We start from the raw sequence: 13,915 nt of genomic DNA, 5'->3' as shown, positions 1-13,915 counted from the left end.
TGCGCTGGCTTGAAAAACCAGCCAACTAGAATGACCGCTCCCTAAAGGACGACCCCCAACCTTGCTACTGCTGATCATCCTCCTGCCGCTGCTGGCTGGCACCCTCCTCACCGGCTGGTCCGGCGCCAAACTCTCTAAGAACCACCGTGGACGCACGGCCTGGCTGGCCGCTGCAGTCACGGCCGCCAGCCTTGCCTTACTCATGGTCCGCGCGCCCGCCGTGATGCGCGGCAAGGTGATCCACGACTTCATCCCCTGGGTGCCGGAAATCGGCCTGAACCTGGGCCTGCGGCTCGACGGCCTGTCACTGATGTTCGCGTTGCTGATCACCGGCATCGGCCTGCTGATCATCGTGTACGCGCATTTTTACCTTGGCAAGGACGATCCGGTCGGCAAGTTCTACAGCACGCTGATGCTGTTCATGGCGGCGATGCTGGGCATTGCCCTGTCGGACAACCTGCTGCTGCTGATCGTGTTCTGGGAACTCACCAGCATTTCGTCGTTCTTGCTGGTCGGCTATTGGCAGCACCGGGCCGACGCGCGCGACGGCGCGCGCATGGCGCTGGCCATCACCGGCGGCGGCGGCCTGGCGATGCTGGGCGGCTTTGTCCTGCTCGGCCAGATCGCCGGCACCTATGAGCTGAGCCAGATGCTGGGCCAGGGCGCGGCCATTCAGGCCGATCCTCTTTATCCCGCCGCGTTGCTGCTGATCCTGCTTGGCTGCTTCACCAAAAGCGCGCAGTTTCCGTTTCACTTCTGGCTGCCGCAGGCGATGGCGGCGCCGACCCCGGTATCGGCCTACCTGCATTCGGCCACCATGGTCAAGGCGGGAATTTTTTTGCTTGCCCGCCTGACGCCGGTGATTGGCGGCACTGACCTGTTTGCCGGGCTGGTCAGCACCACTGGCCTGGTGACGATGGCGTTTGCCGCCTTCATTGCGATTTTCAAGCACGACCTCAAGGGCCTGCTGGCCTATTCGACCATCAGCCACCTGGGGTTGATCACGTTTTTGATCGGCCTGGGCTCGCCGCTGGCGGCGGTGGCGGCGCTGTTCCACATCCTGAACCATGCCAGCTTCAAGGCTTCGCTGTTCATGATTGCCGGCATCATCGACCATGAAACCGGCACGCGCGACATGCGCCTGCTGGGCAACCTGGGGCGCCTCATGCCCTGGACAGCAACGCTGGCAATGGTCACAGCGGCGGCCATGGCGGGCGTGCCGCTGTTCAACGGCTTTGTGTCCAAGGAAATGTTCCTGACCGAGGCCGTGACGTTTGGCCAGGCCGGCGGCTGGCGCTGGCTGGTTCCCGCCCTGGCGACCCTGGCGGCGCTGTTCAGCGTGGCGTATTCGGTGCGGCTGGTGCACGACATTTTCTTCAACGGCCCGGCGCGCGATATGCCCAAGGCCCACCCGCACGAGCCGCCGCTGGGCATGAAGGTACCGGTCATACTGCTGGCGGTGGTCTGCATCGCGGTCGGCATCCTGCCGTCGCTGCTGCTCGGGCCCCTGGTGCTGGTGGCCGCCACGTCCATGCTGGGAACGGCGCCGCCGGCCTTTACCCTGGCGATCTGGCATGGATTCAACTTGCCACTGGTGCTCAGCGTGCTGGCGCTGGCCGGTGGTGCTGCGCTGTATTTCACGCTGGCGCGCGGTGGCCGGCTGCACCGCCTGAATTCCGAAAACTGGTTCGGCCTGCTGACCGGGCTGAAGCTGTTCACGCGGGGAAGCGACCGCCTGTTTGAAAGCGCCGGCCGGCTGACGGGGCTGCTCGAAACCGCGTCGCTGCAGCGCTACATCGCCTGGATGCTGATCGCCACCGTGGTCGTGGCCAGCACGCCCTTGCTGTTTGGCGACGCTCCGGGCACGGGCTCGCGCGTCCTGCTGCCGGTTAACCTGCCTGCCCTGGTGTTGTGGGGACTGGTGCTGATGTGCTGCGGATGGCTGGCGCTGCGCCACCACGACCGCTTCCAGTCGGTGGTGGTGGCCGGGGTGATCGGCCTGGTGACGGCCATGACCTTCGTCGGCTTCTCGGCTCCCGACCTGGCACTGACGCAACTGACGGTCGAGCTGGTCGCCACCGTGCTGCTGCTGATGGGGCTGGCGCTGCTGCCCCAGAAAACGCCGCGCGAATCGAGCGTGTCCCGCCGCTGGCGCGATGGTGTTCTGGCGCTGGCGGGCGGCTCGGGCATCGCCTGGCTGGCCTGGGTGATGTTGACGCGCGACCATGACTCGATTGCCTGGTATTTCTTGAACAACTCGGCCGTGGCCGGTGGCGGCACCAATGTGGTCAACGTCATTTTGGTGGACTTCCGGGGCTACGACACCTTCGGGGAAATCACCGTGCTGGCAATTGCCGCTGTCGGCGTGCTGGCGCTGATGGACGGCATGCGCGCACGCCGCCCGGCGACGGATGGCGGCGGCCTGCCATGGACCTTTGCCACGCAGCCGCTGATGCTGCGCGTGGCCGCGCGCATGCTGCTGCCACTGGCCCTGGTGGTGACGCTCTACATCTTCATGCGCGGCCACAACCAGCCAGGCGGCGGATTCATTGCCGGGCTGATCACTGCCGTGGCGCTGGTGCTGCAGTACATGGCCAGGGGCCAGTCGCGTGCTGAAGCGTTGCTGCGGGCCGATGGCGGCAACCGCTTCGTGCGCTGGATCGGCATCGGGCTGGGCATCGCCGGGCTGACGGGTATCGGCGCCTTCGTGCTGGGCCAGCCTTTTCTGACCAGTGCCCACGGCCACCCTGATGTGCCGCTGCTGGGCCAGTTGCCGCTGGCCACCGCCGCGCTGTTTGACCTGGGGGTTTACATCACCGTGGTCGGCGCGACGCTGCTGACGCTTTCCACCCTGGGCACCGTGTCCCGCGAAACCGGTACGCCAGTGCCGGCACGCCGTTCCAAAGAAGTCACACCATGAGCCTCGAATTCCTGGTTGCCAGCGGCATTGGCGCTGTCACCGCCACCGGCATCTACCTGATCCTGCGCGGGCGCACCTGGCCCGTCGTGCTGGGCATGAGCCTGCTGGGCTATGCGGTGAACGTGTTCATCTTTGCCATGGGCCGCCTCTGGCAGGATGCAGCGCCGATTCTTTCAGCCACCGGGCGCGTGGCCGACCCGCTGCCGCAAGCGCTGGTTCTGACCGCCATCGTCATCGGTTTTGCCACCACCGGCTTTGTGGTGGAACTGGCGCTGCGCAGCCGCCATGAATCGGGCAGCGACCATGTGGACGGGCATGAGCCCGGCCACCGCCCAGGCCCTGCCCGGAACGACGCCGCATGAGTGAACTCCTGAGCCTCTTTTTTCAAACGCATCTGCCGGTGCTGCCGGTGTTGCTGCCAATGTTCACCGCCGTTGCCCTGCTGCTGATGGGCGACAAGGGCGGCGAAGCCAACCACGGCGGACGGCTGCTGCAACGCCGGCGGCTGCTCAGCTTTTCTTCAGTGGCACTGGGGGCTGTACTGGCCTGGCGGCTGATGACCGAAGCCTCCATGGGGTCGCTCAATGTCTATCCCCTGGGCGGCTGGCCCGCGCCGTTTGGCATCGTGCTGGTGGTGGACCGCCTGAGCGCGATGATGCTGGCACTGACCTGGACCATTGCGGTGCCGGTGCTCTGGTATGCCGCTGGCGGCTGGGATGCGCGTGGACGGCACTTTCACACCATGTTCCACTTTTTGCTGATGGGCCTGTCGGGCGCCTTCGTCACCGGTGACCTGTTCAACCTGTTTGTGTTTTTCGAGGTGCTGCTGATCGCGTCGTATGTGCTGCTGGTGCATGGCCAGGGCCGCGAGCGCTTCAAGGCCGGCGTGCATTACGTGGTGCTCAACCTGGTGGCCTCGGCGCTGTTCCTGGTTGGGCTGGCGATCATTTACGGCGTGGCCGGCACGCTCAACATGGCCGACCTGGCATTGCGCGTCGGTCGGCTTGACCCCGAGCAGGCATCACTGTTCAAGGCGGGGGCCATGGTGCTGCTGGTGGTGTTTGGCCTGAAGGCCGCCATCGTGCCGCTTTACATGTGGCTGCCCAACACCTATGCCGCGGCCAGTGCGCCGGTCGCCGCCATGTTTGCCATCATGACCAAGGTCGGTGTGTACAGCATCATCCGGGTGCACGGCGTGATGCTGGGCGACGGCGCGGGACATGCCGCGCTGGCGGCCCAGCCGTGGCTGCTGCCGATGGCGCTGCTGACCATTGCACTGGGCGTGCTCGGCGCGCTCGCCGCGCACAGCCTGGCGCGGCTGGTGGCGTACCTGACCGTGGCCTCGGTGGGTACTGTGCTGGCCGGTGTCGGCCTGTACACGCCGGCCGCCTTGTCTGCGGCGCTTTACTACATGATGCACAGCACGCTGGTGGCAGCGGCGCTGTTCCTGCTGGTCGAACTGGTGGCCACCCAACGCGGCGACACCGGCGACCGGTTGCAACCTGCAGCGCCCGTGGCCCAGCCCATTTTGCTGGGCATGATGACCCTGCTGGGTGCAGCCTCTGTGGCGGGCCTGCCGCCGCTGCCCGGCTTTCTGGGCAAGCTGATGATTCTTGAAAGCTCGGCGCTGACACCTGCCCATGCCTGGGTTTGGAGCGTGGTGCTGGCCACCAGCGTCATGACGATGATCGGGCTGGCACGTGCCGGGTCCATACTTTTCTGGAACGTGCTGCCCGAAGGAAAACACACCATCCGCCCCGGCTCCAGCATGCGCCTGACCCGCGCCACGCTGGCTTTGCTGGCCTTGAGCCTGCTGCTGGCTGTGGCGGCTTCTCCGCTTAAACGCTACACCGATGCCGCAGCGTTGCAACTGGCCGACCGGGCCGCCTATGCGCAAGCGGTGCTGGGCCCCGTGGGGGGTGCCGCGGCCGACACGACCCGGCCTTACCGGGCCGGCGAAGGCGAAGTGGTGTTACCAGCACAGAAAGGAACACCATGAACAAGACACAAAAAGCAGGCTGGTTCGGTCACCCCTGGCTGTCGGCGCTTCTGGGTATCACCTGGCTGCTGCTGCAGCAGACGCTGGCGCCCTTTCACCTGATTTCAGCGGTGCTCATCGGTCTCATCGTGCCGCGACTGTTGCACGGTTTCTTGCACATTTCATCGCCCATGCGCATGTTGCCGGCCGTGCGGCTGCTGGGGGTCGTGCTGTGGGACATCGTGGTGTCCAACATCACAGTGGCGCGGCTGGTGCTGGGGCCAATGGCGCAGTTGCAACCCGCCTGGATCACGGTGCCGCTGGCGCTCAGCCATCCCACCGCCATTTCACTGCTGGCCAGCATCATCACCACCACACCTGGCACGGTGTCGTGCACCATTGACGAGCAGCGCCGCCATATTCTGGTTCACGCATTGGACTGCACCGATCCCGCGCAAATGGTGGCCGACATCCAGGCACGTTACGAGCGTCCACTGCAGATCATCTTTGAATCACGGTTGCAAAAGCCGCAGAACCCACAAGGCGCGCCCAAAGGAGAAAGCCCATGAACGTCAACTTCCTGGCGCTGGCGCTCGACATTGCCACAGGCGCCGTGTCGCTGGCCCTGCTGCTGTGCGCCTGGCGTCTGGCGCGCGGCCCCCACATCATGGACCGCGTGCTGGCCATCGACACGCTGTACATCAACGCCGTGGCGCTGGTGGTTTTGCTGGGCATCCGCCTGGACACGGCACTGCTTTTCGAAGCAGCCCTGATCATGGCCATGCTGGGTTTTGTTTCCACGGTGGCGCTGGCGCGTTACCTGACACGCGGCGACGTCATCGAATGAAGCAAAAGGCATCACCATGAACTTTCACACTGTTGTTGAAGGGCTGGCGGCCGCCCTGCTGCTGGTGGGCTCTTTTTTCCTGCTGGTGGGCGCCATCGGGCTGGCCCGGTTGCCGGATTTTTTCATGCGGCTGCATGCGCCCACCAAAGCCTCCACGCTGGGCATCGGCAGCCTGCTGGTGGCCAGCATGCTGCTGGCCGCCGACCAGGGGCGCGCCGGTTTTGCAGAACTGCTGATCACGCTGTTTGTATTTGTGACCGCCCCTGTGTCGGCCAACATGATGGCGCAGGCGGCGTTGCACCTGCTGGTGCCTGGCAAGGCAGCGCCGCCGAAAGATTCAGTGCCCGAACGCCGGCCTTCATGAACTGAAAAGCGTATGCCGTGCGGGTAGCCAGGCCTGTTTTCCATTTTCTCCTGTCCGAATCGGCTTCGATGGCTGTCCCATTGCCAAAGCAGTCAGATTTTTGAGTATTTTTAGCACTTTGCGCATGCCAGACATGCTTAAAGTGCTATTTTTTTGATAGTTAGAAAAGACGAAAGGTATTGACTGGGATACCGCCAAAACCCTTATTAATGGACTCAAAAGCCATGGCTATTGACTTTTAAATAGCCAATAGCTATAATACGCATCCGCTTTACTACTGGCAAGCATGTAGTCAAATTCCTACAAAAACCAAATGCCAGCACCGTATTCTGGATACTGTCTCGGCAACTGAATCTTTTTTCTTACAGCCAACGTTGTGCATCACACAACGCATGCGCCCTTAAAAGTGTTCTGAACAGGCCTTTTTAATCAAACGCCTTCCATGGCGTGAGCGCCATGAACGCCGACAGGTCACAGCAATGTGACCGCGCCTTTTTTGTAGCCCCTGTGTGCATGCACCCGGGCGTAACGATCAGATCAGGGACACATTTCCGGAGCTTCTTGCCTGGCATTCGTGCTGGCAAGTTGATTATTCCTTTCAACGTAAAAAAGAGAGTTCGCCTGCATGGCCAAACAAATCATCATCGATCATGTGTTCAAGGTTTTCGGCGACAGCCCGCAGGCCGCACTTGATCTCGTCAGCCAGGGCTGCACCAAAGAAGAAATTCTGGCCCAGACAGGCGCCACCATCGGCGTTTTCGACGCCAGCCTGACCATTGAAGCAGGCGAGATTTTCGTCGTCATGGGCCTGTCAGGTTCAGGCAAATCCACGCTGGTGCGCCTGCTCAACCTGCTGATCGAGCCCACATCGGGCCGCATCCTGGTGGATGGCGCCGACATCAGCAAATTGAAAGACAAGGAATTACGTGCCCTGCGCCGCAAGGACATCAGCATGGTGTTCCAGTCGTTTGCGCTGATGCCGCACATGACCGTGCGGGACAACACCGCGCTGGGTCTGGAACTGGCCGGCGTGAGCAGCGCCGAGCGCCACGCCGCAGCCGAGCAGGCCCTTGAACAGGTCGGCCTGGCCGGCTGGGGTGCCAGCTACCCGGACGAGCTTTCAGGCGGCATGCAGCAGCGCGTGGGCCTGGCCCGGGCCATGGCATCGGACCCTTCCATCTTGCTGATGGACGAGGCGTTTTCAGCACTGGACCCGATCATCCGCACTGAAATGCAGTCTGAGTTGCTGCGCCTGCAACAGGTCAAGCGCCGCACCATCGTTTTCATCTCGCATGACCTGGACGAAGCCATGCGCATCGGCGACCGCATTGCCATCATGAAAGATGGCCACGTGGTGCAGGTCGGCACGCCGGACGAGATTTTGCGCAACCCGGCTGACGCCTATGTGCGCAGCTTCACCCACGGGGTCGATGCCGCAGCGGTCTTCAAGGCCGCCGACATTGCCCGAAAGTCCCAGGTCGTGGTCGCCGAACATGCCAGCAGCGGCTCGCGCGCCGCACTCAAGATGCTGGAAGACCGTGACCGTGACTACGCCTATGTGGTCAGCACCAAAGAGCAGTACCTTGGCGTGGTCTCGGCAGAATCACTGCGCAAGGCGCTGCATGGCCATGTCGGGCCGCTGGGCCTGGCGCATGCTTATCTGCCGGATGTGCTGACGATTGCCGCTGACGATTCGGTCAACGGCCTGTATGGCCAGGTGGCGCAGTCCCCTTACCCGGTGCCGGTGACGGACGCCGACGGGAAGTTCCATGGGTCCATCAGCAAAACCACTTTGCTGAAATTCCTTGACCGCGACACCCCTTCCGTACCCGCACAGTGATCATGAAAGAACGCTTATGAACGAAACCAACACCCCCATCATCCTGGCCGCCGCTGACAGTGCAACGCCTGTGATGGCCGCCGCACCGCAGCAGCTCGATCCCTGGGGCATGCCGATACAGTCCACCCCCGCCATCAACAGCGCCAGCACGGCGCCTGCGCAGCTCGACGCCTGGGGCATGCCGATCGAAAGCGCACCGGCCGCTGCCTCTGGAGACGCGTGGCAAACCGCCACGCAACCGACAGAAGCCGTCAGCGGCGGTAGCGACTGGCTCGATGCGCCCGCCATGGACACCGACGTGGTCACCGGTTTTCAGATCCAGCAACTGTGGGACGGCTCGCTGCCCGTCGAGAGCTGGATCAACAGTGGCCTGGCCTGGGTGGTCGACAACTTCCGTCCCTTTTTCCAGACCGTACGTGGGCCGATCGACAGCACCCTGACCAGCGTTGAAGGCCTGCTGCAAAGCGTGCCTTCACTGGCAATGATTGCCTTCATTGGTTTGGTGGCCTGGCAGTTCACCGGCCGCGGGCTGGCGATTGGCGCCGTCGTGTCGCTGCTGCTGGTGGCGATGCTGGGCATCTGGCCCGAAGCCATGGTGACGCTGTCGCTGGTGCTGACCTCGCTGGCATTTTGCCTGGTCGTGGGCCTGCCGCTGGGCATCTTGCTGGCCAGCAGCGACCGCGCCATGCGTTTGATGCGCCCGATACTGGACGCGATGCAGACCACGCCTGCTTTCGTCTACCTGGTGCCGGTGGTGATGCTGTTCGGCATTGGCAACGTTCCTGGCGTGATTGTCACCATCGTCTTTGCGCTGCCGCCGCTGATCCGCCTGACCAACCTGGGCATTCGCCAGGTGCGGCCTGACCTGATCGAGGCCGCACGCGCCTATGGTGCTTCGCCGCTGCAGATGCTGGTGAAAGTCCAGCTGCCACTGGCCATGCCGTCCATCATGGCCGGTGTCAACCAGACGCTGATGCTGTCGCTGTCGATGGTGGTGATCGCCTCGATGATCGCCGTGGGCGGCCTCGGCCAGATGGTCTTGCGCGGCATTGGCCGGCTCGACATGGGCCTGGCCACCGTTGGCGGACTGGGCATTGTGCTGCTGGCCATCACGCTGGACCGCATCACCCAGTCCCTGGGTCAGCCACGCCGCGGTGTTCGCCATTGGTGGCAGACCGGCCCGTCCGGCCTGGTCTGGTCGCTGATGCACCGTGCTGACAAGTCCGAAGTCGCTGCCCAAGCCGGGGCCAAGGCCGACCCGGAATCCCAAACGGTGCAGGCCACGCCCGGCCTGACGCCAGCCGCGCATTGATGCTTCTGGCACCGCTGCACCCTCCGCTGAATTCACTCACTCAAAAGGAAACTTTCAAATGATGACAACCCTCCATTTCACACGCACCCTGCTCGCCACCGGACTTCTGAGCCTCGGTCTGGCCGCCACGACGGCCAGCGCCGCTGACTTGCCCGGCAAAGGCGTCAAGGTTCAACCCATTCAAAGCGCGATTGCCGAAGAAACCTTCCAGACGCTGCTGGTCAGCCGCGGGCTGGAAAAACTGGGTTTTGACGTGCAGCCGATCAAGGAAATCGAAGCGGCCACCGGCCATGTTGCGATTTCCAACGGGGATGCCACCTTTCTGGCCGACCACTGGGACCCGCTGCATGCCGACTTCTACAATAACGGTGGCGGTGACGCCAAGCTGTTTCGTAAGGGCGTGTACTCTAGCAATGCCGCGCAGGGCTACCTGATCGACAAAAAGACCGCTGACAAATACAAGATTACCCGCATCGACCAGCTGAAAGATCCCAAGCTGGCCAAGCTGTTTGACTCCACAGGTGACGGCAAGGCTGACATGACCGGCTGCAATCCCGGCTGGGGCTGCGAAGCCGTGATTGAGCACCAGCTCACCGCCTTCGGCTTGCGCGAGACCGTCTCGCATGCGCAGGGCACCTACTCGGCATTGATGGCAGACACCATCACCCGCTTCGAAAAAGGCCTGCCGGTTCTTTACTACACCTGGACCCCGTACTGGATCAGCGGCGTGCTGCGTCCCGGCAAGGATGTGGTCTGGCTCGAAGTGCCTTACTCGTCGCTGCCTGGCGCGCAATCCAAGCTCGACACCAAGTTGCCCAATGGCAAGAACTACGGCTTCACGCTGAACACCCAGCGCATCGTGGCCAACAAGGCCTTCACCGACCAGAACCCGTCGGCTGCCAAGTTGTTCGAAGTGATGAGGCTGCCCGTCGGCGATATCAACGCCCAGAACCAGCGCATGAAAAATGGCGAGAACTCGCAAAAAGACATTGAGCAGCACACCGATGCATGGATCAAGGGACACCAAAAGACCTTTGACAGCTGGATTGCACAATCCATGGCCGTCGCCAAGAAGTAAGAAAAATCAGACACGCACACTGATTCTCAAAGCACAAGCAGCTATATAAACCATAGCGCTTGTGCGCTGCGCAAATGGGCAGGTTGTGGGCGGTAACTCACGCGACGATGTCACCTTTGCACCCTCCGCTCAGTAAAAAAAGGATTCCCTTGGCAATGACGATCAAAACGCGCAACTTCACCCGACCCTTGCTCGCGGCATGCCTGCTGACGCTGACCTTGGGCGCACATGCCGCCGCCGACTTACCCGGCAAGGGCATCAAGGTGCAGCCACTCAAGAGCTCGCTGGCCGAAGAGACCTTCCAGACACTGCTGGTCAACCGCGCACTGGCAAAGCTTGGCTATGACGTTCAGCCCATCAAGGAGGTGGAGTACGCCACGGCGCATATCGCCATAGCCAACGGTGATGCGACTTTCATGGCCGACCACTGGAATCCACAACAGGACGACTATTTCAAGAACGCCGGCGGTAAAGACAAACTCTCGCGCCAGGGTGTGTACTCAAACAACGCTGCGCAGGGCTATGTGATCGACAAAAAAACTGCAGACGCTTACAAGATCACCAACATCGGGCAACTCAAGGACCCGAAGATTGCCAAGCTGTTTGACACCGACGGCGATGGCAAGGCCGACCTGACAGGCTGCACGCCCGGCTGGGCCTGCGAGAACATCATCGACCACCATATCGACGCCTACAAATTGCGTGACACCGTGTCGCACAAGCAAGGTACCTACGCAGCGCTGATTGCCGACACCATCACGCGCTTCAAACAGGGTGAACCTGTCATCTACTACACGTGGACGCCGTACTGGGTCAGCGCCGTGCTGCGCCCTGGAAAGGACGTGGTGTGGCTCGACGTGCCGTTTTCGTCACTGCCGGGCAAAGGGCCCCAAGTGGACACCAGGCAGCCTTCTGGCAAAAACTACGGCTTTGTCGTGAACACGCAGCACATCGTCGCCAGCAAGGATTTCGTGACCAAAAATCCGGCCGCAGGCAAGCTGTTCGAGATCATGAAGGTGTCGGTCAACGACATCAACGCGCAAAACCTGCGGATGAGCCAGGGCGAGAACACGCTGCAGGACATCGAACGGCATACCGACGGATGGATCAGGTCGCACCAAAAAACCTTTGACAGCTGGATATCCAAAGCCATGGACGCGGCTAAAAAATAAGCCAAATCAGCCTCTGGCGCACATCTATATTGCATAAGCAGCTATTCATTAAATAGCATATATGTCTGTGCGAGTGGTCCCGACTCAGGCAGGGACTGGCACCACCGGGCAGCCTGCCCGCGCTCACCTCACTTCACTTCACTTCAAAAGGAAACCCCCAACAGATGATGATCGACACCTGCCATTTCACCCGAACCCTGGTCGCTTCAAGCCTGCTGGCATTGGGCCTTTCTGCACAAGCCGCTGCCGACCTGCCTGGCAAGGGCGTCAAGGTGCAGCCGCTGCAAAGCTCCACCGCCGAAGAAACCTTCCAGACCCTGCTGGCCAGCCGCGCCATGCAAAAACTGGGCTTTGACGTGCAGCCCATCAAGGAAGTCGACTACCCGGCCGCCCATGTCGCGATTTCCAACGGCGACGCCACCTTCATGGCCACCCATTGGGACCCGCTGCACGCCGACTTCTACAAAAATGCCGGGGGTGACAGCAAGCTGGTGCGTCTGGGCAGCTATGTATCCAACGCCGCGCAGGGCTACCTGATCGACAAAAAGACCGCTGAAAAATACAACATCACCCGCATCGACCAGCTGCAGGACCCCAAGCTGGCCAAGCTGTTTGACACAACCGGCGACGGCAAGGCCAACATGACCGGCTGCAACCCCGGCTGGGGTTGCGAAGCCGTGGTGGAGTACCAGTTCACCGCGTACAAACTGCGCGACACCGTGACGCACATGCAGGGGAACTATGCCGCGCTGATCGCCGACACCCTGGCACGCTACAAAGAGGGCAAACCCGTTCTTTACTACACCTGGACGCCGTACTGGCTGAGCGGCGTACTGCGTCCCGGCAAGGAAGTCACCTGGCTCGAAGTGCCGTTCACGGCGCTGCCCGAGGACCAGGGCACGGTTGACACGAAACTGCCCAACGGCAAGAACTATGGATTTCCGCTGAACACCCACCGCATCGTGGCGACCAAGGCCTTTGTCGAAAAGTACCCTTCGGCCGGCAAACTGTTTGAAGTCATGGTCCTGCCCATCGGCGACGTCAATGCCCAGAACCAGCTGATGAACAGCGGCCAAGGCTCGCAGCAAGACATCGCACGCCATACCGACGGCTGGATCAAGGCACACCAGAAAACCTTCGACGGCTGGATCGCGCAAGCCCTGAAGCTCGCCCAGAAATAGTCGCTGCTGAACCAGTGACATGAAACAAGGCAACCCTGCCTTCACCCCCGCCGTGAATCCGCGGCCTTAAAGCGCCATCCGCTATCGAATAAAAAATAAATAGCAAGTGGCATCGCTTCGGCCTCATCCGGCGGCCTTTCCCCCGCTCCTGACTCAAAGGAAGATTCCGAATGATGAATACCCGCAATTTCACCCGCACCCTGCTGGCTGGCGGCCTGCTCGCCCTGGGCCTGGCGACGCCTGCCGTTGCCGCCGACCTGCCCGGCAAAGGCGTCAAGGTGCAGCCGCTGCAAAGCAATCTGGTCGAGGAAACCTTTCAAACGCTGCTGGTCAGCCGCGCCCTGACAAAGCTCGGTTACGACGTCAGCCCGATCAAGGAAGTCGCCTACCCCACGGCGCACATCGCCGTGGCCAACGGCGACGCCACCTTGATGGCCAACCACTGGAACCCGCACCATGCCGAGTTCTATAAAAACGCCGGTGGCGACGCCAAGCTGTCGCGCAAGGGCGTTTATTCGGCCGGTGCGGCACAGGGCTACATGATCGACAAGAAAACTGCCGACCAGTACAAGATCACCAGCATCGAACAGCTCACGGACCCAAAACTGGCCAAGCTGTTTGACACCACCGGCGATGGCAAGGCCAACCTGGTGGGCCCCAGTGCCGGTTGGGGCGGTGAAGCCGTCGTCGAGCACCAGCTCACCACCTTCAAGCTGCGCAACACCGTCACCTACACGCAGGGCAACTACCCCGCGCTGATCGCCGACACCGTGGCCCGCTTCAAGGCCGGCAAGCCTGTGCTGTACTACGCGTGGACGCCTTACTGGCTGAGCAATGTGCTGCGCCCCGGCCAGGAATCGGTGTGGCTGGAAGTGCCGTTTTCAGCCATGCCCGGCGTACAGGCTGGCATGGACACCAAGCAGGCCAATGGCAAGAACTACGGCTTTCCACTGAACAACGAGTACATCGTGGCCAACAAAGTGTTTGTCGAAAAAAACCCGGCAGCGGCCAAGCTGTTTGAAATCATGGTGCTGCCGATTGGCGACATCAGCTCGCAAAACAGGCGCCTGAATGATGGCGAGAACAGGCAGCAAGACATCGAGCGTCATACCGATGGCTGGATCAAGGGGCACCAGAAAACCTTTGACGGCTGGATCGCTCAAGCCATGGCTGCTGCCAAATAAGCATTAAAAATGCCTTCTGCGCAAGCGGGACGGGCGCTG

At 61.9% G+C, this 13,915-nt stretch carries 12 protein-coding genes; all 12 read left to right on the top strand.

All coding sequences use genetic code 11. The features are described 5' to 3' along the window. Positions 1–61: 61 nt before the first annotated feature. The 12 genes from IWX87_RS01760 to proX (IWX87_RS01705) all read left to right on the top strand — a co-directional run bounded on the left by IWX87_RS01760 (position 62) and on the right by proX (IWX87_RS01705) (position 13,876). Positions 62–2,920 (top strand): monovalent cation/H+ antiporter subunit A, encoded by a 2,859-nt coding sequence (locus IWX87_RS01760; RefSeq protein ID WP_196861772.1) that lies wholly within the window; start codon positions 62–64, stop codon positions 2,918–2,920. Beyond that, the gene (locus IWX87_RS01755) at positions 2,917–3,282 is read left to right on the top strand and encodes a Na+/H+ antiporter subunit C (protein ID WP_196861771.1); all 366 of its coding nucleotides are present in this window, start codon (positions 2,917–2,919) and stop codon (positions 3,280–3,282) included. The genes IWX87_RS01760 and IWX87_RS01755 overlap by 4 nt, the downstream gene beginning before the upstream one ends. After that, a complete protein-coding gene (locus IWX87_RS01750) occupies positions 3,279–4,919 on the top strand; it encodes a monovalent cation/H+ antiporter subunit D (RefSeq protein ID WP_196861770.1) in 1,641 nt (546 codons plus the stop codon). Before IWX87_RS01755 ends, IWX87_RS01750 begins: the two co-directional genes overlap by 4 nt. Further along, the gene (locus tag IWX87_RS01745) at positions 4,916–5,467 is read left to right on the top strand and encodes a Na+/H+ antiporter subunit E (protein WP_196861769.1); all 552 of its coding nucleotides are present in this window, start codon (positions 4,916–4,918) and stop codon (positions 5,465–5,467) included. Before IWX87_RS01750 ends, IWX87_RS01745 begins: the two co-directional genes overlap by 4 nt. Further along, positions 5,464–5,745, top strand: coding sequence for a K+/H+ antiporter subunit F (locus IWX87_RS01740; protein WP_196861768.1), 282 nt, complete (start codon positions 5,464–5,466; stop codon positions 5,743–5,745). The genes IWX87_RS01745 and IWX87_RS01740 overlap by 4 nt, the downstream gene beginning before the upstream one ends. A gap of 16 nt (positions 5,746–5,761) precedes the next feature. Beyond that, on the top strand, positions 5,762–6,109 hold the full coding sequence (locus IWX87_RS01735) for a Na+/H+ antiporter subunit G (protein ID WP_196861767.1): 348 nt from the start codon (positions 5,762–5,764) through the stop codon (positions 6,107–6,109). Between the two features lie 625 nt (positions 6,110–6,734). After that, positions 6,735–7,949 carry a glycine betaine/L-proline ABC transporter ATP-binding protein ProV gene (proV, locus tag IWX87_RS01730; RefSeq protein ID WP_196861766.1) on the top strand — a complete coding sequence of 405 codons (1,215 nt, stop codon included), beginning with the start codon at positions 6,735–6,737 and terminating at the stop codon, positions 7,947–7,949. A 109-nt stretch (positions 7,950–8,058) separates the two neighbouring features. After that, the gene (proW, locus tag IWX87_RS01725) at positions 8,059–9,261 is read left to right on the top strand and encodes a glycine betaine/L-proline ABC transporter permease ProW (protein ID WP_255532091.1); all 1,203 of its coding nucleotides are present in this window, start codon (positions 8,059–8,061) and stop codon (positions 9,259–9,261) included. 61 nt (positions 9,262–9,322) lie between these two features. Next, a complete protein-coding gene (proX, locus tag IWX87_RS01720) occupies positions 9,323–10,339 on the top strand; it encodes a glycine betaine/L-proline ABC transporter substrate-binding protein ProX (protein ID WP_370583728.1) in 1,017 nt (338 codons plus the stop codon). A 155-nt stretch (positions 10,340–10,494) separates the two neighbouring features. Further along, positions 10,495–11,511: a glycine betaine/L-proline ABC transporter substrate-binding protein ProX gene (proX, locus tag IWX87_RS01715; RefSeq protein WP_196861764.1), complete on the top strand. Its 1,017-nt coding sequence runs from the start codon at positions 10,495–10,497 to the stop codon at positions 11,509–11,511. A 164-nt stretch (positions 11,512–11,675) separates the two neighbouring features. Further along, the gene (proX, locus tag IWX87_RS01710; protein WP_196861763.1) at positions 11,676–12,692 is read left to right on the top strand and encodes a glycine betaine/L-proline ABC transporter substrate-binding protein ProX; all 1,017 of its coding nucleotides are present in this window, start codon (positions 11,676–11,678) and stop codon (positions 12,690–12,692) included. Between the two features lie 173 nt (positions 12,693–12,865). Then, positions 12,866–13,876 carry a glycine betaine/L-proline ABC transporter substrate-binding protein ProX gene (gene proX / locus IWX87_RS01705; RefSeq protein WP_370583727.1) on the top strand — a complete coding sequence of 337 codons (1,011 nt, stop codon included), beginning with the start codon at positions 12,866–12,868 and terminating at the stop codon, positions 13,874–13,876. Positions 13,877–13,915: the final 39 nt, after the last annotated feature.

The organism is Polaromonas sp. CG_9.7 (assembly GCF_015752205.1).
Taxonomy (GTDB): Bacteria; Pseudomonadota; Gammaproteobacteria; order Burkholderiales; family Burkholderiaceae_C; genus Polaromonas.
The sequence above is the reverse complement of the archived record's forward strand: the minus strand, read 5'-3'. Positions and strand labels throughout refer to the sequence as shown.

What these genes read in the sequence shown, in the direction of transcription:
- proV (WP_196861766.1), top strand. Translation starts at nt 6,735, where the DNA reads ATGGCCAAACAAATCATCATCGATCATGTGTTCAAGGTTTTCGGCGAC.
- proX (WP_196861763.1), top strand. Translation starts at nt 11,676, where the DNA reads ATGATGATCGACACCTGCCATTTCACCCGAACCCTGGTCGCTTCAAGC.
- proX (WP_196861764.1), top strand. Translation starts at nt 10,495, where the DNA reads ATGACGATCAAAACGCGCAACTTCACCCGACCCTTGCTCGCGGCATGC.
- IWX87_RS01740 (WP_196861768.1), top strand. Translation starts at nt 5,464, where the DNA reads ATGAACGTCAACTTCCTGGCGCTGGCGCTCGACATTGCCACAGGCGCC.
- IWX87_RS01750 (WP_196861770.1), top strand. Translation starts at nt 3,279, where the DNA reads ATGAGTGAACTCCTGAGCCTCTTTTTTCAAACGCATCTGCCGGTGCTG.
- proW (WP_255532091.1), top strand. Translation starts at nt 8,059, where the DNA reads ATGCCGATACAGTCCACCCCCGCCATCAACAGCGCCAGCACGGCGCCT.
- IWX87_RS01735 (WP_196861767.1), top strand. Translation starts at nt 5,762, where the DNA reads ATGAACTTTCACACTGTTGTTGAAGGGCTGGCGGCCGCCCTGCTGCTG.
- IWX87_RS01745 (WP_196861769.1), top strand. Translation starts at nt 4,916, where the DNA reads ATGAACAAGACACAAAAAGCAGGCTGGTTCGGTCACCCCTGGCTGTCG.
- proX (WP_370583728.1), top strand. Translation starts at nt 9,323, where the DNA reads ATGACAACCCTCCATTTCACACGCACCCTGCTCGCCACCGGACTTCTG.
- proX (WP_370583727.1), top strand. Translation starts at nt 12,866, where the DNA reads ATGAATACCCGCAATTTCACCCGCACCCTGCTGGCTGGCGGCCTGCTC.
- IWX87_RS01755 (WP_196861771.1), top strand. Translation starts at nt 2,917, where the DNA reads ATGAGCCTCGAATTCCTGGTTGCCAGCGGCATTGGCGCTGTCACCGCC.